Genomic DNA, 24,779 nt, shown 5'->3' with positions numbered 1-24,779 from the left:
ATCCTCGCCCGCACTGGTGACAGGGAAGGTCACCGTTGGTTGAATGCGCCGAGCGCTTTCCGGTCGACCCCTGGAGCGTCCCGTGCGGATCTCACGTCGTGCCCTGTTGTCGATCGTCCCGGCGGCGACCCTGTCGGCGGTGGCGCCGCCGCAGCGGGCCTGGGCCCGGGCTTCCCGGGACGCGACGCCCGCCGACGCCGCCGCGGACCACGCCACGCTGATCGACAACACCGTCGCGATCCTCGCCGGCACCGCCGACTCCAACGCCCGGCCGGAGGTCGCCGCCAAGCTCACCTCCATCAGAGCAACGGCCAACGCCCGGCTGGCCGCCCTGGACAGCGCCGGGCCCGGCGAGCTGTTCCGCGGCCTCCCGCTCGGCAGCAGCGACACCAACCTGACGACGTCCTTCCAGTACCTGTACGAGATCGCCCTGGCCACCCGCACCCCCGGCGGCGCGGCCCCGGGCGCAGGCGACGGCACGGCGGTCCAGCGACGCGTCATCGACGGCCTGGTCCGGCTCCACGACGACTACTACGGCGACCAGTCGAAGGGCTACTACGGCAACTGGTTCAACTGGGAGATCGGCATCTCCTCCCCTCTGACCCGGACCCTCGTCCTGCTGGCCGACGAGCTCTCCGCGTACCGCCCCGACCTGACCGCCACCTGCGTCGACTCGATGGACGCCTACCTCCGCAACGGCAGGGCCGGCGACGTCGACCTCGACTCCCGCTTCCACACCGGCGCCAACCTCGCCGACATCACCACCAACCGCATCCTCCAGGGCGCCGTGCTCGGCGACGAGGCCCGTATCGCCAAGGCCGTCGCCGACCAGTCGACCGTCCTCGCCACCATCGACCCGTACCACCTCAGCCACCACGTCACCGACGGCTTCTACGCCGACGGTTCCTTCATCCAGCACGCCTCCGTCGCCTACACCGGCTCCTACGGCAAGGGCCTGCTCACCCGCATGGTCCAGGCAGTCAAGATCCTCGAAGGCACCGGCTACGTCCAGGGCCGGGACCTCGTCGGCACCGTACGGGACTGGGTGGTGCGCGGCTTCGCCCCGCTGGTCTTCGAGGGCTGGATGATGGAGATCGTCAAGGGCCGCGGGGTGTCCCGGACCACCACGGGGTACACCGATGTCGCGGAGGTCGTCGAGGCCGTCGTCGACCTCTCCGGCTACGCGGCCGGGGCCGACGCCACCGCCCTCAAGGGCTATGTCAAGTTCGTACGGCAGACCTCCCGGGCCACCCTCGACCCGGCGCGCTTCCTCTCCCCGGTCAGCGTCGCCCGCTACGCCGACATCCTCGCCGATACCGGGATCCCGGCGAAGGACCTCAACCCGGCCGAGCGGCACGTCGCGTTCAACGCGATGGACAAGACCGTCCACCGCCGCCCCGGCTATGCCTTCGCGCTGGCCCGCAGCTCACCGAGGATCAGCAAGTACGAGTACATGAACGGTGAGAACCTCATGCCCTGGTTCCAGGGCGACGGGGCCCACTACCTGTATCTCTCCGGCCAGGACCAGACCCAGGCCTTCGGCGTCGACTACTTCACCGCCGTCTCGCCCTACCGCCTGGCCGGCGTCACCGCCCCCGTCGAGGCCCGCCGTACGGTCCCCGAGCTCTACGGCGGCCTGTGGTACGACAACCCGGAGCGCGGCTTCACCTCCTCCTCCGAGTCGCAGAACACCTACGTCTACTTCCCCCGCGGCGCGGGCGGACTCTCCGGCGGCGCCTGCCTGGGCGCGTACGGCGCGGCCGGGCTGGTCCAGGCCGACGACGTCGCGTACGCCGCCCAGCAGGCCGGCACCCTGCCCGACGACTTCGTCGCCTACCGCAACGCCCGGGCCACCAAGTCGTGGTTCATGCTCGACGACGAGATCGTCGTCCTCGCCGCGGCCGTGGGCGACCCGGCGGGGCGCGCGGTGACGACGACGCTCGACACCCGCCTCGCCCGGCCGTCGGACACCGTCACCCTCACCGGTCGGCTGCGCGACGGCTCGCCCTGGTCCGGCACCGGGACCGCCCCGCTGGCCTGGCTGCGCTACGCCGACGCGGGCCAGGGCCATGCGGTCGGATATGTGTTCCTGGACGGACCGCGGCCCACCGTGGCGCTCGAGACAGTCACCCGCAGCCGGCGCGCCGTCCGCCTGTCCAACCCCGACACCGCGGTGACCAAACAGGTCTTCTCCGTGTCCGTCGAGCAGCCGGCCGGCACGCCGCCCGCCTCGATGGCCTACGCCCTCGTCCCGAACGCGTCCGAGCGGCAGCTGCTCGCGTACGCGGGCCGACCAATATCCGTCCTGGTCAACACCGCGCGCCTCCAGGCGGTGCGCCACAAGGGCCTCGGCCTGGTCGCCGTCAACGCCTTCACGCGCGGCCACCACCGCGCCGGACACCTGTCGGTCGACGGCCCGGCATCGGTGCTCCTCCGTGAGGGACGCGACGGGACCGTATCGGTGGCGGTGGCCGACCCGACGACCGAGCGCGACACGGTCTCGGTCCTCATCCGGGGCCGCGCGCTGCGGGCCGGCTCGGCGGATACGGGCGTACGGGTCGACCGCGTCCCCGGCGGCACCCGGATCCGCGTCGCCACCCGCCACGCCTACGGGCGGAGTTTCACGGCGACGCTGCGCGGGCGCCGACGGGCCGACGGGTAGCCGGCGGGCCGCAGGGCAAGGCCTCTCACCCGGTCGGTGGAGGAAATCGAGGAACACCGGGCCGCCGAACATTACTGTCGTGTCATCGCGATCGAGTCCGAGCGGCAACCAGTGACCGGTGGTCATCGAAATTTCCTCAAGGAGCTCGAATGGCTGAGAAGTCCGCCGAAGTCTTGATATCGGAGCCGGACGAACCCGCGATCGACGGACGCGCCGACCCGACGGGAAAGGACATCGAGAGGAAACTCGCCGAAGTACTCGCCGAGGTCGTCCCCGCCGAGCAGGTCTCCACCTCCGGCCACTTCTTCACCGATCTCGGAGCGAACTCCTTGGTCATGGCCCAATTCTGCGCGCGGGTCAGAAAGAGACCTGACCTGCCGTCGGTGTCGATGAAGGACATCTATCGGCACCCCACGATCCAAAGCCTGGCGGCTGCTGTCGCGGACACCGTCGCCACCGCTGTCGATCCACCGCCTGCGGCGCAGACACAGTCGGTGTCACCGCCGGCACGGAAGACCCGCACGCTGGATTACGTGCTGTGCGGAACACTCCAGTTGCTGGCCTTCCTGGGGTATTCCTCCGTCACCGGACTTGTCACCGCCCGGGGCTATGAGTGGGTCGCCGCCGGCTCGGGCCTGGGCGACATCTATCTGCGGTCGGCTCTGTTCGGCGGCATCGGCTTCGTCCTCGTCTGCGCCTTCCCGATCGCGGCCAAATGGATTCTCATCGGCCGGTGGAAGAGCCGCGAGTTCCCGGTCTGGGGCCTGACCTATGTGCGCTTCTGGATCGTCAAAGCGCTGCTCCACGCCAATCCGATGCGCGTCTTCGTCGGCAATCCGCTGTATGTGCTGTACCTGCGGGCGCTCGGGGCGCGGATCGGCAAGGGAGTCACCATCCTCTCCCACTCCGTCCCCGTCTGCGCCGATCTGCTCACCATCGGGGCCGGCACGGTGATCCGCAAGGACTCGTTCTTCCTCTGTTACCGGGCGCACGCCGGGCGCATCCAGACCGGCCGGGTCACCCTCGGACGGGACGTGTTCATCGGCGAGAAGACCGTGCTCGACATCGACACCTCGCTGGGTGACGGAGCGCAGCTCGGCCACTCGTCCGCCCTCTACCGCGGCCAGGCGGTCCCCGACGGCGTGCGCTGCCACGGGTCACCGGCGCAGCCGACGGAGATCGACCACGTGAGGGTCGGGCCGGCCCGGTGCGGTACGTCGCGCCGGTTCCGCTTCGGCCTCGCCACCGTGATTCAGCTGTTCCTCCTGTATCTGCCGCTGGCCGTCGGCGGTGTCTACATGCTGTTCCAGGCGATTCCGGCGCTCGGCGAGCGAGCGGAGGCGGGCACGGCGGCAATCACCTCGTCGGGTTTCCTCATCGACGCGCTGCTCGTGTCCTCCGTGCTGTTCTTCGGCTTCGCCGTCGTGGGCCTCGCAGTCGTGTGCACCGTTCCGCGCCTGCTGAGCCTGGCCATCAAGCCCGACAAGGTCTACCCGCTCCACGGCTTCCACTACGCGGCGCACCGGGCGATAGCCGGCATGACGAACCTGAAGTTCTTCACGTGGCTCTTCGGCGACAGCTCCTATATCGTCCACTATCTCCGCGGCCTCGGATACGACTTGTCCCAGGTCGAGCAGACGGGGTCCAACTTCGGCACCGAAGTGCGGCACGAGACCCCGTATCTGGCTACCGTGGGCAGCGGAACGATGGTCGCCGACGGACTTTCCCTCCTCAACGCGGAGTTCTCGAGCACGTCCTTCCGGGTGTCCCGGGCGTCGATCGGAGCGCACAACTTCCTCGGGAACAACATCGCCTATCCCGCCGGGGCCAGGACGGGCGACAACTGTCTGCTCGCGACAAAGGTGATGGTCCCCCTCGACGGTGAGATCCGCGAAGGGGTGGGGCTGCTCGGCTCGCCTTGTTTCGAGATTCCCCGGTCAGTGGAGCGCGACTCCCGGTTCGACCACCTCAGGGCCGGGGACGAACTGCGCCGCAGGCTCGCCGCGAAGAACCGCTACAACCTCCGCTCCATGATTTTCTTCCTGCTCGTACGGTGGCTGCACACCTTTGTGCTCACGGCGCTCGGTCTCGCCTCGATCGGCCTGTACGGTGTGCTCGGGCATACGGTGATCGCCGCGTATATGGCTCTCACGCTCGCGCTCACCGCCCTGTACTTCGTCCTGGTGGAGCGCTGCGTCGCGTCGTTCCGCCCGCTGAGCCCCCGGCTGTGTTCCATCTACGACCCGTACTTCTGGTGGCACGAGCGGCTGTGGAAGGTGCCGGACGAATACCTCGACGTTTTCAACGGAACCCCCTTCAAGAATGTGATCTGGCGGCTGCTGGGGGTCCGCATGGGCAGCAGGGTCTTCGACGACGGCTGCTATATGACGGAGCGGACGCTCACCGCCGTCGGGGACGACTGCACCCTCAACGCCGGAAGCAAACTTCAGTGCCACTCACAGGAGGACGGCACTTTCAAGTCCGACCGCACCACGCTCGGTGCCGGCTGCACCCTCGGGGTCGGCACCCATGTGCACTACGGCGTGACGATGGGTGAGGGCGTCGTGCTGGCGCCCGATTCCTTCCTCATGAAAGGCGAGGAAGTCCCCCCGAACGCGCACTGGGGAGGAAACCCCGCCACGGAGCTGCCGGATTCGACAGCGGGGACGTCTTCGGCCAACCACGTCGGCTCGCCGGCGATGTGAGGAAGGGGCCATTCGATGGGAGCACGCGTGGAAGCGGATCAGGAGTGTGGGAGCGGTGTGCCGGCCGCCGGTGGATTCCCCGTGGTTCCGCGGTGGACCCGGGAGCCGGTGGCGGGTGTGGCCGCGTACGAGGTGGCGGTGGCGGGTGACGTGGTGGAGGGGGTGCGGGCACTGGCGGAGGACGTAGGGGTGCCCGTGAGCTCGGTGCTGCTGGCCGCACACGCCAAGGTGCTGTCCGCGCTGTCGGGTGAGCGGGAGGTGGTGACGGGTTATGCCGCCCACGCGGCGGGCCCTGTGCCGGCGTGCCGGCTGAGCGTCGCACCCGCCTCGTGGCGCGCGCTGGTGTTGAGCGCTCATCGCGCCGCGGCGGAGTCGTCGGCGCACCGGGACTCTCCGGCCGGGGAGCCGCGGCGGGAGCCGGAAGTGAAGGGTTACGAGGTCGTGTTCGACCCGGAGGACGCCGGGGACGGGTTGGCCGACGGTGCGGTGCTGGGGGTGGGCTGGTGTGATCGGGGCGGGCGGCTGGTGGCGCGGCTGCGGTACCGCACCGAGGTGATCGACGGTGAGTGCGCGGCCCGGATCGGCGGCTACTACCTGGCCGCGCTGGGCTCGATGGCGGCGGACGCGGAGGCCGAGCACGCGCGGCAGTCTCTGCTGTCGGCCCAGGAGGTGCGCCATCAGCTCGAAGGGCTCGCCGGGCCGCGCCGGATGCTGCCGCCGCGGCGCGTGCATGAGCTGTTCGAGCAGCGGGCGCGGGCGCATCCGGAGGCGGTGGCGGCGGTGCACGGCGATCGCCGGTGGACGTACGGGGAGCTGAACGCGCGCGCGAACCGGCTGGCGCGGGCCCTGCTGCTGCGGGGTCTCGGCCGGGAAGAGGTGGTCGGCGTGGTCACCGAACGGGGCCTCGACTGGCTGGCCGCGGTGTTGGCGGTGTTCAAGGCCGGGGGCGTGTATCTGCCGATCGAGCCCCACTTCCCCGCCGGCCGTATCGCGGCGACGCTGTCGCGTGCGGAGTGCCGGCTGGTGCTCACCGAGTCCGGCAGCACGCGCACCCTCGATCAGGCCCTGGCCACGCTCCCGGATGTGCGCAGGGTGCTGGTCGAGGCGGCGTACGCGGAACAGCACACCGACACCGACGTCCACGTGGAGGTCGCGGCCGATCAGCTGGCCTACATCTACTTCACCTCCGGCTCCACGGGCGAACCGAAGGGGGCGATGTGTGAGCACGCGGGCATGCTCAACCACCTGTACGCCAAGATCGATGACCTGGGGATCGGTCAGGGGCGGGTGGTGGCGCAGACGGCCCCGCAGTGTTTCGACATCTCGCTGTGGCAGTTGCTGGCCGCGCTGCTGGTGGGCGGACGGACGCTGCTGATCGGCCAGGATGTGGTCGTGGACGCGGAGCGGTTCGTCGACACGCTGGTCCGTGGCCGGGTCGCTGTGGTGCAGGTCGTGCCCTCCCATCTGGAGGTGGTGGTGTCGTATCTGGAGCGGTATCCCCGCGACCTGCCCGATCTGAGGTGTGTCTCGGTGACCGGTGAGGCGCTGCAGCGGGAGCTGGTCCAGCGCTGGTTCGCCGTCCAGCCGGGGATCAAGCTGGTCAACGCCTATGGGCTGACCGAGACCTCGGACGACACCAACCACGAGGTCATGGACGGGGTGCCGGAGCGGGTGCTGTTGGGCCGTGCGGTCAACAACGTGCACGTGTATGTCGTCGACGAGAGTCTGTCGCTGGTGCCGCTGGGCGCCCCGGGGCTGATCGCGTTCTCCGGGGTGTGCGTGGGGCGGGGGTATGTCAATGACCCCGAGCGGACCCGTGAGGCCTACCGGGACGATCCGCACCGGCCGGGTGAGCGGCTGTATCTGGGCGGTGACTGGGGGCGCTGGCACCCCGGCGGCAGGCTGGAGTTCCTCGGCCGCCGGGACAACCAGGTCAAGATCCGTGGCTTCCGTATCGAGATCGGTGAGATCGAGAACACTCTGCTGCGGGCGCCCGGGGTACGCAACGCCGCCGTGGTCGTCGCCGAGCGGCCCGGCCACAGCACGCGTCTGATCGCCTTCTACAGCGGCCGGCGGCAGGAGGCGGACGTGCTGCGCGAGGTGCTGGGCACCGTGCTGCCCGCCTATATGGTCCCCTTCGCCTTTCACTGGCAGCACGACCTGCCCCTGACCGCCAATGGCAAGATCGACCGTAAGGCCCTGACCGCGCTGGCGGAACAGGCCCCGCCGGCCGAACGGACCGCGCCGGCCGGGACGGGCGACGCCGCCGGAGCGCAGCACCGCGCTCCGCGCACCCCGACCGAGCGGCGGCTGGCGGTTGCCTGGGCCGAGCTGCTGGGCGTTCCCCGGCACCAGATCGGCCGGCAGGACCACTTCTTCGACTGCGGCGGCACCTCACTGTCGGCGGTGAAACTCACCATCGCCCTGGACCGCGCGGTGTCCCTGAAGGACATCACACGCCACCCGGTGCTCGCCGACCTGGCCGCGCTCCTCGACGGCACGTCCCAGCGGCGCCCAGGGCTGCTCCAGCCCCTGTCGGGCCGGCCGCTGTCGGCATCGGACGGCGCCTGGGAGTGCGCCCTGGTGTGCTTCCCCTACGCGGGCGGCAACGCGGTGAACTTCCGCCCGATGGCCGACGCCCTGGCGGGCCGCGGGCCCACGGTCCACGCCGTCGACCTGCCCGGTCACGACCTGGCCGCCCAGGACGAGCCGTTCGCGCCGATGGCGCAGGTGGTGGAGCAGGTCATCACCGAGATCACCGCACAGGGCCTGGGGAGGGTCATGCTGTGGGGCCACTCCTCGGGCGCCGCGCCCGCCCTGGAGACGGCGAGGAAACTGCTGGAGCGCGGGGTGGAGGTCCCTCGTGTGTTCCTCGGCGCGCAGCTGCTCGGCACGGCCGCCGAACGGAGCGCCGCCATCACCGCGCTGACGGAGCGGACCGACGCCGAGATCGCCGCGGAGCTCAGCGCGCGCGGCGGCCACACCGAACTCGCCGAGCTGAACGAGCGGCACGCCGAGCACATCGGTGCCGCCTACCGGCACGACTGCGTGGCCGCACACCGCTATTTCGCCGCCGCGCTGGAATCCCCGCCGCCGGCGAAGCTCTCCGCGCCGGTCACCGTCGTCGTCGCCGCTGACGACCCGAACACGGCGGGCCACCGCCACCGGTACAGCGACTGGCGGCTCCTGGCCGGGCGGGTGGACCTGTACGAACTCGCCGATGGCGGCCACCACTTCCCGCGTACCCGTCCGGTCGAGGTGGCACAGGCCGTCCTGAGTGCCGCCGAATCGCCGACCTCGGCGGAATCGCCGGCTGCCTCCTGAGGCTCCTCCTCGACTCTTCTGGGGGGCGACCCGAAAGGAACCGAGATGTCGTCCACATCCCTGGAACCACTCTCCGCAGTAGATCGGCGACCGGGCAGGCCTCCGATTCTGCACGTCGAATCCCCCGAGGCCGCGCCCGGTTGGGCGGCCCGGCACCGCGCGGCGCTGCGCGCACGGGTCGCCGAGGACGGTGTGCTTCTCGTCCGCGGCCTGGAGCTGCGCGAGGTGGATCAGGTCGGTGCCGTCTTCGCGGAGCTGGCCGGTGATCTGATGGCGGAGAGGGAGGCCTTCGCCCCCCGGCAGGTCCACGGCCCCGGGCTGTACTCCTCCACCGCCTGGCCGGCCAACCAGCCGATGTGTATGCACCATGAACTGAGCTACACGCTGGAGTGTCCCGGCCTGATGCTGTTCGCGTGTCTGGTGGCGCCCGAGGAGGGCGGGGCGACCGCGGTGGCCGACGCGGAACATGTGCTCCAGGCGCTGCCCGCCGCGCTGAGCGAGCGGTTCGAACGGGAGGGGTGGCTGCTCACCCGCAGCTACAACGACGAGATCGGGGCGTCCGTGGCCGAGTCGTTCGGCACCGACGACCGCGCCGCCATCGAGCGCTACTGCCGCGCCCACGCCATCGACTTCGCCTGGCAACCCGACGGTTCCCTGCGCACCCGGCAGCGCCGCGCCGCCGTGGTACGGCATCCGCTCACGGGCCGACGCTGCTGGTTCAACCAAATCGCCTTCCTCAACGAGTGGACACTGGCCCCGGAGGTGCGCGAGTACCTGGTGGACGTCTACGGGGCGGACGGGCTGCCGTTCAACACCCGCTTCGCCGACGCCACCCCGATCGGTGAGGACATCGTCCAGCTGATCAACTCCACCTATGAGGCCCACACCGCGCGCGAGCCCTGGCAGGCCGGCGATCTGATGCTGGTCGACAACATTCGCACCGCGCACAGCAGAGAGGCCTTCACCGGCGAGCGCCAAGTGCTGGTCGCCATGGCCGAGCCCCAGCGCCTGGCGGCCGAGCCCCAGAGCCCGGCCGACTGCCACCCGACCGTGGAGGTGGCTCGGTCCTGACAGTCCCCTCTCTCAGCCCAGGCATCAGGAGGCCAGCGTGCCCGTCATATCCGCACCCCATGCCTTCAACGAGAGCCGGCTCTATGTCGACCTCCGGTCGATCTTCGGGCGCTCCCTCTATCTGAAGTGCGAAGGCTTCAACTTCGCCGGCTCGATCAAGTTGAAGGCCGCGGTCGAGATGGTGGAGACCGCCGAGCGGCACAAAGTCCTGACGCCGGATTCGATCCTGGTCGAGTCCTCGTCCGGCAATCTGGGTGTGGCGCTCAGCATGATCGCCGCCAGCAAGGGCTACCGGTTTCTGTGTGTGACGGACTCCCGTTGCAACCTGTCGGCCCGCCTGATGATGGAGGCGCTGGGCAGCCACGTGCACATCATCGCCGACCAGGACCCCAACGGGGGCTTCCTCGGCGCCCGCATCGACTACGTACGCGCGCTGTGCGCCTCCGATGACCGGTACGTGTGGCTCAGCCAGTACACCAACCCCGGCAACTGGCGGGCGCACTACCGCAGGACCGGCCCGGAGATCGCCCGCCAGTTCCCGCGCCTGGACGTGCTGTTCATCGGCGCGGGCACCACCGGCACCCTGATGGGCTGCGCGCGCTACTTCCGGGAATGGCACCGGCCGGTGCGGATCGTCGCCGTGGACAGCGCGGGATCGGTGACCTTCGGCGGCAAGCCCGGCCGCCGGATGATCCCCGGTCTGGGCATGAGCATCCGCCCCCCGCTGCTCGACGAGTCCTATGTGGACGAGGTGATACGGGTCGAGGAGGCGGACACCATCCGTGCCTGCCACCGCCTGGCCCGACGCGGGTTCCTGTTCGGCGGCTCCACCGGGACGGTGGTCAGCGGCGCGATGGACTGGCTGGGCCGGCATCAGACGCCCGGCCTCACCGCGGTGGCCATCGCCCCGGACCTCGGCGAGCGCTATCTCGACACCATCTACCAGAGCACCTGGCTGGAGGACCTGTACGGAGATCACATCCTCGACCCCGAGGAGGTGACGGCCGACTCCCGGTAGGCCGAACTCCTCGCGTACGCGGCGGGCCGCACCGGCTGAAACCGGTGCGGCCCGCCGCACGTGGGGGGACCAGACCCGGAGGCGGCACGCACACTCCGGCCCCGAAGTATGGTGTCCCGCCACATGTGCCACTGACCTGCGTGTTCCTACCTTGTGCGGACACGTACACGTCCCCACCGAACTCCTGGAAGTGGTGCACATGGCCTCCGCAGCATCCGCTCCCCCGACGCCCACGGCACCCGCGAACCTCCCCCGCATCGTCGCCGCGAGCCTGATCGGCACCACCATCGAGTGGTACGACTTCTTCCTGTACGGCTCTGCCGCCGCGCTCGTCTTCAACAAGCTCTTCTTCCCCGACTCCGATCCGCTGGTCGGCACGCTGCTGTCGTTCCTGACGTACGCGGTCGGCTTCGCCGCCCGGCCCATCGGCGCCCTGGTCTTCGGACACTACGGCGACCGGCTCGGCCGTAAGAAGCTGCTGGTCCTGAGCCTGCTGCTGATGGGCGGGGCGACCTGTGCGATCGGCCTGCTGCCGACCCACGCCACGGTCGGCTCCGCCGCGCCCCTGCTGCTGACCGCGCTGCGCCTGGTCCAGGGCTTCGCGCTCGGCGGCGAATGGGGCGGGGCGGTGCTGCTGGTGTCCGAGCACGGGGACGCGCGGCGGCGCGGCTTCTGGGCGTCCTGGCCGCAGACCGGCGCGCCGGCCGGACAGTTGCTGGCCACGGGTGTGCTGTCGGCGCTGACCGCCACGCTGTCCGACGACGCGTTCCAGTCCTGGGGCTGGCGGGTGCCGTTCCTGCTCTCGGGCGTGCTGGTGCTGATCGGCTTGTGGATTCGTCTCTCCGTCGATGAATCGCCCGTCTTCAAGGCGGCCCTGGCGCGGGCCGAGGCCCGCAAGGCCGAGGCCGAGGGGTCGGGCGACCTGGCCGAGAAGCTGCCGCTGGTGGCCGTGGTGCGCCACCACTGGCGGGATGTGCTGGTCGCGATGGGCGCCCGGATGGCGGAGAACATCAGCTACTACGTCATCACGGCCTTCGTCCTGGTCTACGCGACCTCCGACCATGTGGGTCTCGGCAAGCAGACCGCGCTCAACTCCGTGCTGATCGCCTCCGCCGTGCACTTCGCGGTGATCCCGCTGTGGGGCGCGCTGTCGGACCGTGTCGGCCGCCGCCCGGTGTATTTGCTGGGGGCCGTGGGCGTGGGCGCATGGGCCTTCCCCTTCTTCGCCCTCATCGACACCCGGAACTTCGGGGCGCTGGTGCTCGCGGTCACGGTCGGACTGATCTTCCACGGCGCGATGTACGCCCCGCAGGCGGCCTTCTTCTCCGAGATGTTCGCGACCCGGATGCGCTACTCGGGCGCCTCGATCGGCGCCCAGTTCTCCTCGGTCGCGGCCGGCGCGCCCGCCCCGCTGATCGCCACGGCGCTGCTGGCCGACCACGACAGCTCCACGCCGATCGCGCTCTACGTCATCGCGGCGGCGCTGCTGACCCTGGTGGCGGTCGGCGCCGCGAAGGAGACCCGGGAGCGAGACCTGGCCGGGATCGAACCGACGTCGGTCCCACGGCCCGAGGCGGCGCGGCAGGGTGCGGACGAGCCGGGCACCTCGCCCCGTTCGGCCTCGGCCTGACGCCTGTGGGAGGGGCCGGGCGGCCTTCCGCCCGCGCGGCCCTTCCCGACTGGCGTACGGGCCTCCCGACACGCGTACGGGCCCTCCCGACGCGGGCCTCCCGACGCGGGCCTCAGCGGGCGACCGCCGAGGCCAGCCCGTGCAGCCGCAGCGCGAGCTGCACCTCCAGGGCGCGGGACGGCGACTGCCAGTCGGGGCCGAGCAGCCGCCCCACCCGCTCCAGCCGCTGCGCCACCGTGTTGACGTGGACGTGCAGTTCGTCCTTGGTGCGGGCCGGGCTCATCCCGCTGGCGAAGTACGCGTCGAGGGTGCGGACCAGGTCCGTACCGCGCCGCGCGTCGTAGTCGACCACCGCGCCGATGGTGCGGTCCACGAACCCCGCCACACGGGCGGCGTCCCCCGCGCCGTCGCGGGAGCCGGCCAGCAGGAGGCCGAGGAAGCCGAAGTCCTCGGCCGCGGCGCCCTGGCCGCCGCGGCCCAGCACCCGCAGCGCCTCCAGACAGCGCCGCGCCTCCGCGTACGCCGAGGCCACTTCGCCCGGGCGGGCGGCGGGCGCGGGCACCGCCGCGGAGGCTCCGACGGTGACCGCCGCGTGCACGGCGGTGCCGAGCTGCCGGGCGGTGCGACGGGCCAGGGCGTCGGCGCCCTCTCCGTCGGCCAGGGGCAGCAGCAGGACGGTGCCGCCGTCGCGGGCGGCGGCCAGGCCGTGCCGGGTGGCCGCCAGATGGGAGGCGGCGGACCACAGGCGCTGCCGGTCGGCCGCCTCGTCCGGCGCCGGCCCGGTCGCCGACAGCGCTCGTGGTCCGTTGCCGGGCTCGCCACCGCCCGCCGTGCCGGGGGCCGCGCCGGGCGTGTCGATCCCGGCGGCGAGCACGACATGGGGCGCGTCCAGGTCCGCCCGCAGCCGGGCGGCGCGCTCGCGCAGCAGCCGCGGCTCGCGGTCGGGGGCGTCGAGCAGGTCGTCCAGCAGCTCGCCCCGTACGCGCTGTTCGGCCTCGTCCGCCGAGCGCCGGGCCAGCTGCAGCAGCGAGGTCACCACGGCGGCCCGCTCCAGGGTGCGCTGGTCCATGGGGTCGAGGCGGGGGTGGCCGCGCAGCACGAGCGCCCCGAACAGCTCGCCGCTCGCGGAGACGGCGGCGATCCAGTCCTCGCCGTGCCGTACCGCGTGGCCGTCGGCCCGGGAGCGGTCCACGGCCGCGGCCGGCGCCGTATGCGCCTCGGCGAACTCCACCGTTCCGCTCAGGACCTCGGCCACGGCGGCGGCCACATCGTGCACCCCGCCGCCGCGCAGCACCAGCTCGGTCAGCCGGTCGTGCACCTCCGAGGCGCGTTCGATGACCTCGCTGCGATCCCGGATGATCTCGTTGGCGGCCTCGAGCTCGGCGAGCGCCGAACGCGTCTCGGCCAGCAGGTTCGCCGTGTCGATCGCGACGGCCGCGTGCGCGGCGAAGGAGCCGACCAAGGCGATCTGTTCGCGCTCGAAGACGCGGGCGCGGCGGTCCGCGGCGAACAGCACGCCGATGACCCCGCTGCCCAGCATCAGCGGCACGCCCAGAATGGCCACGAGGCCCTCGTCCAGGACGCCGGCGTCGATGGTCCGGGTGTGCTGGAACCGCTCGTCGTCGAAGTAGCTCTCGGTCACATACGGGCGGGCCGTCTGCGCGACCAGCCCGCCGAGCCCCTCCCCCATGCCGAGCCGCAGCTGCTGGAAGCGCGCCGAGACCGAACCGTCGGTGACCCTCATATAGGTGTCCCCGGCCTGGGGGTCGTTGAGCGTCAGATACGCGACCTCGGTGCCGAGCAGCGAGCGGGCGCGCTGCACGATGGCCTGCAGCACCGCGTCCAGGTCGCGCAGCCCCGCCAGGTCGTGGGCGGTCTCGAAGAGCGCGGACAGCTCGGCCTCGCGGCGCCGGCGCCCCTCCAACTCCCCGCGTACCCGCAGCGCCAGCAGCTTGGCGCGCTCCAGGGCCGCGAGCCGGGCGGCCGACGCCCCCTCGGCACGGGCGCGCAGCACCGGACGCTCGTACGCCTCGGCGGGGGCGCCGCGCGCGAGCAGTTCCAGGTACGGGGTCTCCGGCTGATCATCGGACATGGTCACAGGGATACTCCCGCCGGGGTCGGACCCGCCAGTGGCCGGGCGCGACCCCGACGGCCGCTCAGGGGCCCGCTGTGCCGGGCGGGCCGCCGTACGCCCGGGCAGCCGACCGCTCAGTGCGCGGTCCATCCGCCGTCCATGGCGAGCGAGGCGCCGGTGATGAAGGAGGCGTGCGGGCCGCAGAGGTAGGCGACGGCCTCGGCGACCTCCTCCGGTTCGACCAGCCTTTTCACCGCGGAGTCGGCCAGCAGGATCTCGGAGACGACCCGCTCCGGGGGGATGCCGTGGGCGGCGGCCTGGTCGGCGATCTGCCGCTCCACGAGCGGGGTGCGGACATATCCGGGGTTGACGCAGTTGGAGGTGACACCGTGGGCGGCGCCTTCCAGGGCAGCGACCTTGGAGAGCCCTTCCAGCCCGTGCTTGGCGGCCACGTACGCCGACTTGTAGGCCGAGGCGCGCAGCCCGTGGACGGAGGAGATGTTGACGATCCGCCCCCAGCCCTGGGCGTACATATGCGGCAGCGCCCCCCGCAGCAGCCGGAAGGGGGCCTCCAGCATCACCGTGAGCACCCGCGAGAAGACCTCGGGTGGAAAGTCCTCGATGGGGCGTACGAGCTGCAGCCCGGCGTTGTTGACCAGGATGTCGACGCCGGCGGCGGCCCGCTCGGCCGCGTCGAGGTCGGTCAGGTCGAGCGCCCGCGCCTCCACCCTCCCCGGCAGCCCGGTCGCTTCCTCGGCCCGTGCCACCAGGGCGCCAAGCCCCTCCTCATCCTGGTCGACCGCCAGGACCATGGCTCCCGCGGCGGCCAGGCTGAGGGTGCAGGCCCGGCCGATGCCGCCGGCGGCCCCGGTGACGAGTGCGGTACGGCCGCCGAGGCCTGGGGCGGCCCCGGCGACGGGACCCGGTGTGGTGGACGCGCTCATGACGGGCAGGCTAAGCGGCGGCCGGGGCCCGACCGATGTGCGCCCGGCACATACTTCACTCCGGGATGGTGGAATCGAACCACGTCGGGCCGTCTTCGAAGGCCCGCTTGATCCGGGTCAGCGCGTACTCGTCCAGCTCCGGCAGCGCGTCGACCGGGAACCAGCCCACCTCCAGGGACTCCTCGTCGTTCACCCGCGCCTCGCCGCCCACCGCGCGACAGCGGAAACAGATGTCGACGAACTGGCAGACGTCGTTGTTGGGGTAGGTCACCGGCTCCGCGGTGTGGACGAGCACGATGCGCTCGGGGACACAGCGCACCGCCGTCTCCTCGTACACCTCGCGCACCACCGCCGTCGCGGGCTGCTCGCCGGGGTCGAGGATGCCGGAGGGGAGCGCCCAGCGGCCGTTGTCGGCTCGGCGCCCGAGCAGCACTCGGTCCTCGTCGTCGACGACGACGGCACTGGCACCCGGCAGGAACAGCAGTTGATGACCCGCGGTGGCCCGCAGCTCGAGGATGAAGTCGGGAGTAGGCATGCGCTGAGGCTATCGGTCCCGGCGGGCGGCACCGGATGCCGTTCCCGTCACAGCAGGACGCCTTGCGCACAGCTGTCACACATCTGCCGCATCGTTTCTGCGCAACATATACACATATCCGGCCCCAGTCGCTACGGTATCCGTCCTGGCCCGCATGCGGCCTTTGGCCGCCTCCGGCGGGCCTCCGGCCCCCGCGGACGGCCGGCCCGGCACGCGGTGCCCGTCACGACTCGGGGGGTCGAACGGGATGGCGTCTTCAGCGGCACGGCCTGTCGTACGGGAACACAACAGCGCGCCCGACATCGTGGGCACCGCGGTCCTCGGCTGTTGCGCCGTCTGGGCCCTGGTCTGCGCCGCGGGCCGCACCGCCCGCCCCGAAGGGGTCCTGCTCGCCGTGCTGGCCGTCGCCGCCGGCTACGCGTGCGGACGGATCGCCGGATCGCTGCTGCCGGTCGCCTCCGCCACGGCCGCCGCGCTCGCGGGCCTCGGCCTGGCCTGCACCGTCCCGGACGGGGTGAGCGGCCATGGCGGCGCCCACGCGGCGCAGTTCACCCTCGCCGTCGGAGCGGCCTGCGGCGCGGCCTCGGCCGCCCGGTCGGCCGCGCTCCGGCTGGCGCTGCGCCTGCTGGCGGTGGCGATCACGGCCATGGCTCTGGCGGCCGGCTCGACGGTGGGCTGTGCGGCCGGGGCCCTGGTGCTGCTGTGTTCGCTCGCCGTCGCCCGGACCCGCCGCCGGCTGCCGGGTCTTGCCGGGCTGGCCCTGGTCGCGACGGTGGCCGTCGGCGGCTGCTGGGCCATGGCCGAGCACGCCCTGCCCGGCGCGCTCTCGGCGCCCTTGCGCGACCGGCTGGGCGAGCACCGGGTGCGGCTGTGGCACGACGCCGTCCAGCTCGCCGAGCGCGAACCGCTGCGCGGAGCGGGACCCGACCGGTTCGGCGAGTTGAGCCCCGCCGCGCAGCAGTCGTCCGCCGTCGACGACACGCCGTACTCGGCCCCGCTGCAGCAGGCCGCCGGCCAGGGGCTGCCGGGCCTCGCCCTGCTGGGCGCGGCCTTCGGCTGGCTGCTGTACGCGCTGTGGCGCTCGCCGCGCCACACACCGGCCGTCCTGACGGCGGCCGCGGCCCTGACCGCGCTTGCCGTGGAGTCGGCCCTCGGCAACGCGCTCAGCTTCCCGGAGGTGACCGCCGGGGCGGGCCTGATCGCGGGGCTGGCCACGGCGCGGCTGCCGGAGCAGGACCCGGGCCCGTTCGCGGGCGAGCCCCCGCCCCTGGGCCCGGTCCCCGCGGCGCACTGAGTGTGCGCATGGGCCCGGTCACCGCGCCGCGGCACACTCCCGCACCAGGGCCGCCAACCGGTCCAGTCCGACGTCGATGGTCTCCGGGGTCAGCTGGCTCAGGGAGAGACGGATCTGCTCGTATCCGCCGTCACCGCCGTAGAAGTGGGACATGGGAGTCCACAACACGCCGTGTTCCTTGGCGGAGTGTTCGAGCAGTTCGTCATCCGCCCGGAACGGGACCGTCAGGGTGAGGAAGAAACCGCCGGTGGGGGTGTTCCAGGAAATCCGCGGCCCTCCGCCCGGGTCCCCCGGGAAACGGCGGGCCAGCCCTTCGAGGATCAGCCGGAGATTGCGCTGGTAGACCTCGATCTCCCGGCGGTTCGCGGCCGGCAGGCTGTAGCCGTGCTCCACCAGCGCCCCGCCGACCACGGCCTGGGCCCAGGGCGAGGTGTTCACCGTGAGCATGCTCTTGATGGTCGAGAGGTGGTCGGCGAGGAGGGAGGTGCCGCCGTCCTCGTCCACCACACGCTGATCAGCGACCGCGTAGCCCACCCGCGCCCCCGGCAGGACCGTCTTGGCGAACGAGCCGAGCCGGACGACCCTGCGCCCGGTGTCCAGGGCCTTCAGCGACGGCAGCCTGCCCTCTCCGGCGAACACCCCGTACGCGTTGTCCTCCAGCAGGAGCAGGTCCTCCGCCTCGGCCACCCGCAGCAGCTCCCGCCGCGCCTCGAGATCCAGGCTGACGCCGGTCGGGTTGGCCACATCCGGCACGATGTACAGAGCGCGTGGCCGCAGTCCCGCGGCACGTGCCCCGGCGATCTGCGCGCCCAGGTCGTCGAAGTCGATCCCCCGCTCGCCCCCGCGGACCGGGCGGACCGGGAGATCCACCAGGCGGGCCGCGCCCGTCAGCCCGACGTACGTGGGAGAGACCGCGAGGACGATGTCCTGCGGGCCGGTGCGCAGGGCCCGCAGCACCAGGAACATCGCCTCCTGGCAGCCGACCGTGATGACCAGGGACTCGCCGGGGACCGAGATCCCCTCGTCGACTTCCAGATGTCTGGCGACCAGCTCGTGGATGATGCCCTTGGTCCGGCCGTACTGGAGGACCGTACGCTTCGCCTCGGCCTCGGTCATGCCACGCTCGCGGCGCAGATGGTCGATGAAGACGTCCACGTAGCGGTGGACTTCGGCGAAGTCCAGGAACTCCTCGCTCGGGCGCCCGGCCGCGAAGGAGATGGCGTTCGGAAACCGGATGGCCACTTCGTTGAGGAAGTTCATCGAGGCCATCGCGGGATCCGCGAGCGAGCCGTGCAGCTGCGACAGCCGCACGTCGTGGACGTCGCCGGCGCGGACATCGCCGGACCGGACATCGCCGGCGCGGTCACCGGAATCGGTCATTGGTGGTCACCCCCACAGTGACATGGCATGGTCGTCGTCCGAAGTCGGGCCACAGCGGCCGGATCGGGGCACCCCGCCAGGGCCATGGCGTGCCGGATCTCCTCGCCCAGAAGCGACAGGACGCGCGCACACCCCACCTCGCCACCTGCCGCGAGCCCCCACATGACGGGACGGCCCAGCAGCACGCCCGAGGCACCCAGCGCCAGCGCGCCCAGCACATCGACCCCGCTGCGGATCCCGCTGTCCACCAGCACCTGGCAGCTGTCCCCGAACGCGCCCCTGACGGCCTCCACGACGGCGGGAAGCGCCACCGCGGTGGGCACGGCCCCGTCCAGCTGCCGCCCCCCGTGGTTGGACACCACCACCGCAGCCGCCCCGAGCTCGGCCGCGCGCAGGGCGTCGGCCGGATGGGAGAGCCCCTTGACCACGAGAGGCAGCCCGGTGCGCTCCCGGAGCCACTCGATGTCATGCCAGGTGAACGACGGCGCGAAGGCGGACGCGGTGTGTGCGGCCACAGCCGAGCCGCGCTCCACGCGCTCATGCGCACTGCTCATGGCCCCGCCGTCCAGGTTGGCGGCCCGGATGGTCGGCGGTAGCGCGAAACCGTGCCTCATGTCGCGCAGCCGCCGCCCCATGACCGGCACGTCCACGGTCAGGACCAGCGCCTCGCTCCCGATCGCCTCGGCCCGCTGGACCAGGTCGAGGACGGCGCCCTTGTCCCGTAGCCAGTAGAGCTGGAACCAGGTGGTGGCGCCGGTGGCCGCGATCTCCTCCATGGGCACACTGCTCAGCGTGGACACCGTATACGGCACTCCGCTGTCCGCCGCCGCCCGCGCGACCGCGAGCTCCCCCTCGGCGTGGAACAGGCGCTGATACGCGATGGGCGCCACGGCCACGGGCAGCGCGGCCGGGCTGCCCACCAGCGAACACGCCGGATCGCAGGACGACACATCGGCGAGCACCCGGGGCACCACCGCGACGCGGTCGAACGCCCCACGGTTGCCGGCCAGTGTCCGCTCCCGCTCCGCGCCGCCCTCCAGCCAGTCCCAGAGCTCGGCGCCGAGCACCGCACGCGCGAGATCCGCGAAGTCCGCCACCGAGAGGGCGGCTGAGAGGGGATCGGACGACCCCGCCCCCGCGCGGTCGCCTGACCCCAGGTCAGCGGGGGGCTTGGTCACTCCGCCTGCTCCTTCGCCGCCGCCGCGCGCTGCAGCTCGATCGCCTCGTAGAGCGCCCGGATGTTGTTGCTGCCGAACGTGGTGGCCCGAATGCGCTCGATGACCTCGAAGAAGAGCGTCCCCCGAGGATGCACGGAACGGGTGAATATCTGAAAGAGCTGGCCGTCGTGGTCTTCGTCCACCAGCACACTCAACTCCCGGAGTTGCTCCACCGAATGGCGCAGCGGCGTCAGCCGAGCGGTGAGCAGATCGTAGTACGTGCCCGGAGTGCTCAAGAAGGGCACGCCACGGCCGCCCATCGTGCCGACGCTGTGCACGATGTCGTCCGTGGCGAACGCGACATGCTGGACCCCGGCCCCGCCGTGATCGGCGAGGAAGCTCTCGATCTGCCCCGCGCGCGCTCCCGGCATCGGCTCGATCAGCGTGAAGGTCACATCGCCCGAACGGCTCTGCACCACGGCCGAGTTCATTCCCATCGGGCCTACCTCGATGCGCTCCTTGAAGACCATCGGCATGTCGAAGACGTCGGCGTAGAACCTCGTGGCCTCCGACAGCTCGCCCAGCGGGAGGCATACCGCGAAGTGGTCGACGTTCAGCAGCCCGACCGGGTCCTCGGCCGTCGGCTCCTCGGCCGTCAGGCCCTCGGCCGTCAGCGGGCGTGGCTCGGGCAGCCCCGGGATGCGGTCGGCCGACACGCCCGGTCGCCGCTCCACCAACGTATGGATCACATCGCCGAAGCCGACCACCGCCGCGGTCACACACCCGTCCTCCTCCCGCGGCGGCGCCACCTCGACGGCTCCATTGGCCACCAGCTCGGCGTGCGTGGCACGGACGTCCGTCACGCGCAGAGCGATATCGGCGACGCCGTCGCCGTGCCGCTCGACATAGGCCCGCGCGGGGTGGTCATCGGAGAGGGCCTGCGTCACCAGCAGTCGAATGCGGTTCCGTCCCAGCAAAGCGGACCGGTGATCGCCTCCACGGTTGCCACGGGTCGGCGGTACCAGCACCTCCAGTCCGTACCCGGCGGACAGTTCACTCACTGTCGCCTCGAGGTCGGTCACAAAGAACTCGATGTGGTCCAGGGTCAGATCGGCCGTGGTGGGAGTGGCGGCATCAGGCATGGGAAACTGCGCTCCTTGATTCCTTGAGGATTCCTTGGAGGTGCTTTGACTGGTCTCAATCAGGAAATCTGAAGATCAACAGAGAAGAGGCCCGCTATTTGATTCACCGCCTCCTCCAAAGACCCCAGGGACGCGATGCGCAGACTGGGTTCGGCCTGAATCGGCGAACGATCCCGCGCCATTCTGGCCCGCCCACCGCCGGTCACATTGAGGAGAACGGAGGCGTCTCGCGGAATTCTCCCGTCCCGCGCCGCGGCGAGGAGTGAGGCAACGGCCACCGCGGACGCCGGCTCGATATCGATCGACTCGATGTCGCTGAACATGCGCATGGCCGCACGGGCCGACTCACCATCGACCGTGAGGACATCCCCGTCGCTCTCCAGGAGAACGTCGTAGACCCCGGAATGCACCGCATAGGGCGGGAACCGGTTCGTGAGCTCATCGGCGAACGCACGCCGCACGGCACGCTTGTCATCCTCCGCGGAACCGCGGGCCAGGAAACGCTGACCGGCCTGCCACGCCCGGTGAATGGGGGCGAATGAATCATTCTGGGACAGGAAAAGCCGCGGCAGAGCCTGCTTGGGCGAATTCGACGGGACTCCTGCCCTCAAGCGCTTCGCGGCCTCGTGGACCGCGATGCCACCGGCGGCGCTGCCGACGGCCTGGAAGTAGAAGTCCGGCAGCTCGCCCATGGCCTCCACCGCGGAGTACATGACCGTCGCCAGCCCGTCGCGGCGCCCCACATTGCGCACCCCTCCCTCCAGCTGGAAGCCGGCCAACTTCCCCACCGCCTCGGACAGTGCGATGGCGTCCGCATAGTCGGCGTCTTCCAGAACGACCAGCCGCACCGACGGATGCAGCGCTTCGGGCAGCTTCAGCCGGCCGAGCCCGACCTCCGGCACGATCAGCAGACACGGCTGCCCATAGCGGGAACAGACGGAGGCGAAGGCGGCAGCGGTATTGCCGGCCGAGGCCACCACCAGGACGACGGGATCCTTCGGCAGCCTACCGAGAACCGTATAGGCCTCCAGCTCCTTGAAGGTCCCCGTCTCCAGAAGCCCACCGCGCTCGGGCCAGTACCCGTTGAACGCCACCCAGAGGTCAGGAATCCCCACAAGGCGGGAAAGCCGCTCGCTCCGGAACACGGCGGGACGCCCGGAGCCCGGGACATCCCGGACGACCGGCAGCCAGTGACGGTATCGGAATATCCCCTCGCCCTCACGCACCGGTGTGAAGCTGTTCTCCGCGTATTCCGTGTGGAGCAGTGCAGGCTCATGACCGCGGGGGCATACGAGCACCAGCCCGTCATCCGCATATCGCTCTCCGCAAAAAGAACACGCCAAGGCGTAGTGGCGTTTACCCGACACTTCCACTGCGATGTCTCCCATTCCAAGAATTTCATGCCTCCACCCGCAGCGCCTGCGCCGGCCCGCAGGGCAGGCGAGGGCAGGGCGCGGCAGGCCCGGGGGTCAGCTGACGCGACTACTGCTCAGGCCTCCGCATGGGCCTCAGTTTCGGTCGCGTCGGCTGGGCGGCGGATGCGTCGATGTGTTCGCTGAGGCCGATGACAGTAGGGGCTTTGAACAGGGCACGGATGGCGAGTTCGACGCCCAGAACGGTCCGGATACGGCTCACCAGCCGGGTGGCGAGCAGCGAATGCCCGCCCAGCGTGAAGAAGTCGTCGTCGATGCCCACTTCGGGAATCCCGAGGACTTCGGCGAACAGCGCGCACAGCGTCTCCTCGCGCGGTGTACGCGGAGCACGCCGCGAGGCGGACGCGACGTGGTTCGGGGCGGGCAGGGCGTTCCGGTCGAGCTTCCCATTGGGCGTCAGTGGCAGTCGTTCGAGTACGACGAGCGCGGAGGGCACCATGTAGTCGGGGAGCCGGTCCTGGGCCAGCCTCAGCACTTCGGAGGTGTCCGGGCCCGCTTCCGTGTCCGCCGTGTCGGCCGGTACGAGATAGCCGATGAGGCGTTTGTCGCCGGGCTGGTCTTCGCGTACGAGGACGGCGGCTTGGGCGATCGCGTCGTGAGCGGTCAGGACGGCCTCGACCTCGCCGGGTTCGATGCGGAAGCCGCGCACCTTGACCTGGGTGTCGGTGCGGCCGAGGTGTTCCAGGGTGCCGTCGGTGTTCCAGCGGGCGAGGTCGCCCGTGCGGTACGTGCGGGTGCCGGGCGGGCCGAACGGGTCGGGGATGAAGCGCTCGGCGGTGAGAGCGGGTCGGTGGAGATACCCGCGGGCGAGTTGTGCGCCGGCGATGTAGAGCTCGCCGGGGACTCCGATGGGGGTGGGGCGCAGGGACTGGTCCAGGATGTAGACACGGGTGTTCCACATGGGCCGGCCGATGGGGATGGCGCCGGTTGTGGGTGTGCTGGTGATGGTGTGGTCGGTGGCGCCGATGGTGGCTTCGGTGGGGCCGTAGTGGTTGGTGACGTGGGTGTGGGGGTGGTGGGTGTGCCAGGTGTGCAGGGCTTCGGCGGCGAGGGGTTCACCGCCGATGATGAGGCGGGTGGATGGCTGGAGTGGGGAGTCTTCGAGCAGGGGCAGGTGGCTGGGGGTGATCTTGATCAGGTTGATCGGCTCGTCGGGGGCGGTGGTGGTGTCCCAGGCGGTGAGGTGGAGTCGGCCGCCGCTGAGGAGGGTGCCGTAGAGCACGGTGATGCCGATGTCGAAGGAGACGGAGGCGTGGGCGACGGTGGTGCCCGACAGTTCCGGGTAGGCCTCGACGGCGCGGGCCAGGTAGTTCACCAGGGCCTGGTGTGGGATGACCACGCCCTTGGGCCGGCCGGTGGAGCCGGAGGTGTAGATGACGTACACCGGATGCTCGGCCCGCAGCGTACCCGGGCGGTCGGCATCGCGTACGTCGGTGCCGGGCTGCTCGGCGATCCGCGCAGCCGTCTCAGCAGCATCCACCACCACGGACAGGCCGTCCAGGGCTGGCAGAGTGGTGGCCGTTGTGCTGTCGGTGACCAGGAGCAGCGGATTGGCGTCCCGCAGCATGTAGCCGATCCGGTCCGCGGGCAGCTCGGGGTCCACGGGCACATACCCCGCCCCGGACTTCATCACGGCCAGCAGCGCCACCACCAGATCGACCGAGCGGGGCAGCGCCACAGCCACCAGCCGCTCGGGCCCGGCTCCCAGCCCGATCAGGTGGCGGGCCAGCCGGTTCGCCCGCACGTTCAACTCCGCGTACGTCAGCTCCTGGCCCGCGCACACCACCGCTACGGCACCGGGGGTACGCGCCACCTGTGCCTCGAACAGCTCCGGCACCACCACATCCGGCACCGCGTGCGCCGTGTCGTTCCAGTCGACCAGCACCTGCTGCCGCTCGGCCTCACCCAACACATCAATGCGCCCCACCGGCAGATCCGGATCCGCAGCGATCGCCTCCAACACCCGCACAAAACGACCAGCCAACGCCTCAACAGTGGCCTGATCGAACAGGTCGCCGTGGTAGTCGAACCGGAGATGGAGTTGGTGACCGGGAACCACCGCCAGAGTGAGCGGGTAGTGGTTGCCGCTCCTGGTGTCTTCCTTCGTGAACCGGAGCTCTCCCGAGGGACCGTCAGTGTCGGGAAGACTCACGGGGTAGTTCTCGAAGACGATGACCGTGTCGAAGAGTTCGCCGAGTCCCACTGCCTTCTGGATATCGGCAAGCCCGAGGTGCTGATGGGCCAGCAGCTCGGTCTGTTCCTGCTGCACTCGCTTCATGAGCGTGCTGACCGGTTCGCTGGGCTGCAGGGTGACCCGGACGGGGAGTGTGTTGATGAAGAGGCCGACCATGGTTTCGATGTGGGGTATGTGTGGGGGTCGGCCGGCGGTGGTGGCGCCGAAGGTGATGTC

Annotated in this window: 15 protein-coding genes; 7 read left to right on the top strand and 8 right to left on the bottom strand. The window is 71.1% G+C overall.

Features of this window, described 5'->3' with window-relative positions; all coding sequences use genetic code 11:
- The first annotated feature begins 82 nt into the window (after positions 1 to 82).
- The 6 genes from ACFZDL_RS28955 to ACFZDL_RS28930 all read left to right on the top strand — a co-directional run bounded on the left by ACFZDL_RS28955 (position 83) and on the right by ACFZDL_RS28930 (position 12,410).
- Positions 83 to 2,662 (top strand): polysaccharide lyase family 8 super-sandwich domain-containing protein, encoded by a 2,580-nt coding sequence (locus tag ACFZDL_RS28955; RefSeq protein WP_353594170.1) that lies wholly within the window; start codon positions 83 to 85, stop codon positions 2,660 to 2,662.
- 149 nt (positions 2,663 to 2,811) lie between these two features.
- Positions 2,812 to 5,367, top strand: coding sequence for a Pls/PosA family non-ribosomal peptide synthetase (locus ACFZDL_RS28950; RefSeq protein ID WP_353594169.1), 2,556 nt, complete (start codon positions 2,812 to 2,814; stop codon positions 5,365 to 5,367).
- A 15-nt stretch (positions 5,368 to 5,382) separates the two neighbouring features.
- The gene (locus ACFZDL_RS28945; protein WP_353594167.1) at positions 5,383 to 8,691 is read left to right on the top strand and encodes an amino acid adenylation domain-containing protein; all 3,309 of its coding nucleotides are present in this window, start codon (positions 5,383 to 5,385) and stop codon (positions 8,689 to 8,691) included.
- A gap of 45 nt (positions 8,692 to 8,736) precedes the next feature.
- On the top strand, positions 8,737 to 9,762 hold the full coding sequence (locus ACFZDL_RS28940) for a TauD/TfdA family dioxygenase (protein WP_353594166.1): 1,026 nt from the start codon (positions 8,737 to 8,739) through the stop codon (positions 9,760 to 9,762).
- Between the two features lie 37 nt (positions 9,763 to 9,799).
- Positions 9,800 to 10,780 carry a 2,3-diaminopropionate biosynthesis protein SbnA gene (sbnA, locus tag ACFZDL_RS28935; protein ID WP_353594165.1) on the top strand — a complete coding sequence of 327 codons (981 nt, stop codon included), beginning with the start codon at positions 9,800 to 9,802 and terminating at the stop codon, positions 10,778 to 10,780.
- A 199-nt stretch (positions 10,781 to 10,979) separates the two neighbouring features.
- Positions 10,980 to 12,410 carry an MFS transporter gene (locus ACFZDL_RS28930; RefSeq protein ID WP_353594164.1) on the top strand — a complete coding sequence of 477 codons (1,431 nt, stop codon included), beginning with the start codon at positions 10,980 to 10,982 and terminating at the stop codon, positions 12,408 to 12,410.
- Between the two features lie 112 nt (positions 12,411 to 12,522).
- Here the strand turns inward: ACFZDL_RS28930 and ACFZDL_RS28925 are convergent, their stop codons facing one another.
- The 3 genes from ACFZDL_RS28925 to ACFZDL_RS28915 all read right to left on the bottom strand — a co-directional run bounded on the left by ACFZDL_RS28925 (position 12,523) and on the right by ACFZDL_RS28915 (position 15,963).
- Positions 12,523 to 14,502 carry a helix-turn-helix domain-containing protein gene (locus tag ACFZDL_RS28925; protein ID WP_353594163.1) on the bottom strand — a complete coding sequence of 660 codons (1,980 nt, stop codon included), beginning with the start codon at positions 14,500 to 14,502 and terminating at the stop codon, positions 12,523 to 12,525.
- A gap of 116 nt (positions 14,503 to 14,618) precedes the next feature.
- A complete protein-coding gene (locus ACFZDL_RS28920) occupies positions 14,619 to 15,428 on the bottom strand; it encodes a 3-hydroxybutyrate dehydrogenase (RefSeq protein ID WP_353594162.1) in 810 nt (269 codons plus the stop codon).
- 55 nt (positions 15,429 to 15,483) lie between these two features.
- Positions 15,484 to 15,963, bottom strand: coding sequence for an NUDIX domain-containing protein (locus ACFZDL_RS28915; protein WP_353594161.1), 480 nt, complete (start codon positions 15,961 to 15,963; stop codon positions 15,484 to 15,486).
- 247 nt (positions 15,964 to 16,210) lie between these two features.
- Here ACFZDL_RS28915 and ACFZDL_RS28910 point away from each other — a divergent pair, with 247 nt between their 5' ends.
- The gene (locus ACFZDL_RS28910; RefSeq protein ID WP_353594160.1) at positions 16,211 to 17,257 is read left to right on the top strand and encodes an O-antigen ligase family protein; all 1,047 of its coding nucleotides are present in this window, start codon (positions 16,211 to 16,213) and stop codon (positions 17,255 to 17,257) included.
- An 18-nt stretch (positions 17,258 to 17,275) separates the two neighbouring features.
- On the opposite strand, the gene ACFZDL_RS28905 is transcribed toward ACFZDL_RS28910, so the two are convergent.
- The 5 genes from ACFZDL_RS28905 to ACFZDL_RS28885 form a co-directional block, all read right to left on the bottom strand.
- Complete coding sequence (locus tag ACFZDL_RS28905) at positions 17,276 to 18,637, bottom strand: PLP-dependent aminotransferase family protein (RefSeq protein ID WP_353594159.1); 1,362 nt, start codon at positions 18,635 to 18,637, stop codon at positions 17,276 to 17,278.
- Positions 18,634 to 19,815 carry an alpha-hydroxy acid oxidase gene (locus ACFZDL_RS28900; RefSeq protein WP_353594158.1) on the bottom strand — a complete coding sequence of 394 codons (1,182 nt, stop codon included), beginning with the start codon at positions 19,813 to 19,815 and terminating at the stop codon, positions 18,634 to 18,636. The genes ACFZDL_RS28905 and ACFZDL_RS28900 overlap by 4 nt, the downstream gene beginning before the upstream one ends.
- Entirely contained in the window at positions 19,812 to 20,936 is a 1,125-nt protein-coding gene (hppD, locus tag ACFZDL_RS28895; protein ID WP_353594157.1) for a 4-hydroxyphenylpyruvate dioxygenase, read from the bottom strand. The genes ACFZDL_RS28900 and hppD overlap by 4 nt, the downstream gene beginning before the upstream one ends.
- Positions 20,937 to 20,995: 59 nt before the next feature.
- Positions 20,996 to 22,324, bottom strand: a complete 1,329-nt coding sequence (locus ACFZDL_RS28890; protein ID WP_353594156.1) for a cysteate synthase — start codon at positions 22,322 to 22,324, stop codon at positions 20,996 to 20,998.
- Positions 22,325 to 22,418: 94 nt separating this feature from the next.
- Positions 22,419 to 24,779: amino acid adenylation domain-containing protein (locus tag ACFZDL_RS28885; RefSeq protein WP_391192811.1), on the bottom strand; the 2,361-nt coding region annotated here is incomplete at its 5' end.

Origin of the sequence: Streptomyces sp. NPDC007917, assembly GCF_042959105.1 — a bacterium.
GTDB lineage: Bacteria > Actinomycetota > Actinomycetes > Streptomycetales > Streptomycetaceae > Streptomyces.
The sequence above is the reverse complement of the archived record's forward strand: the minus strand, read 5'-3'. Positions and strand labels throughout refer to the sequence as shown.

Excerpts from the sequence above, each read along its gene's own strand:
- ACFZDL_RS28940 (WP_353594166.1), top strand. The coding sequence starts at position 8,737 with ATGTCGTCCACATCCCTGGAACCACTCTCCGCAGTAGATCGGCGACCG.
- ACFZDL_RS28910 (WP_353594160.1), top strand. The coding sequence starts at position 16,211 with ATGGCGTCTTCAGCGGCACGGCCTGTCGTACGGGAACACAACAGCGCG.
- ACFZDL_RS28950 (WP_353594169.1), top strand. The coding sequence starts at position 2,812 with ATGGCTGAGAAGTCCGCCGAAGTCTTGATATCGGAGCCGGACGAACCC.
- ACFZDL_RS28920 (WP_353594162.1), bottom strand. The coding sequence starts at position 15,428 with ATGAGCGCGTCCACCACACCGGGTCCCGTCGCCGGGGCCGCCCCAGGC.
- ACFZDL_RS28915 (WP_353594161.1), bottom strand. The coding sequence starts at position 15,963 with ATGCCTACTCCCGACTTCATCCTCGAGCTGCGGGCCACCGCGGGTCAT.
- ACFZDL_RS28925 (WP_353594163.1), bottom strand. The coding sequence starts at position 14,502 with ATGTCCGATGATCAGCCGGAGACCCCGTACCTGGAACTGCTCGCGCGC.
- ACFZDL_RS28890 (WP_353594156.1), bottom strand. The coding sequence starts at position 22,324 with ATGGGAGACATCGCAGTGGAAGTGTCGGGTAAACGCCACTACGCCTTG.
- hppD (WP_353594157.1), bottom strand. The coding sequence starts at position 20,936 with ATGCCTGATGCCGCCACTCCCACCACGGCCGATCTGACCCTGGACCAC.
- ACFZDL_RS28905 (WP_353594159.1), bottom strand. The coding sequence starts at position 18,637 with ATGACCGATTCCGGTGACCGCGCCGGCGATGTCCGGTCCGGCGATGTC.
- ACFZDL_RS28945 (WP_353594167.1), top strand. The coding sequence starts at position 5,383 with ATGGGAGCACGCGTGGAAGCGGATCAGGAGTGTGGGAGCGGTGTGCCG.
- ACFZDL_RS28930 (WP_353594164.1), top strand. The coding sequence starts at position 10,980 with ATGGCCTCCGCAGCATCCGCTCCCCCGACGCCCACGGCACCCGCGAAC.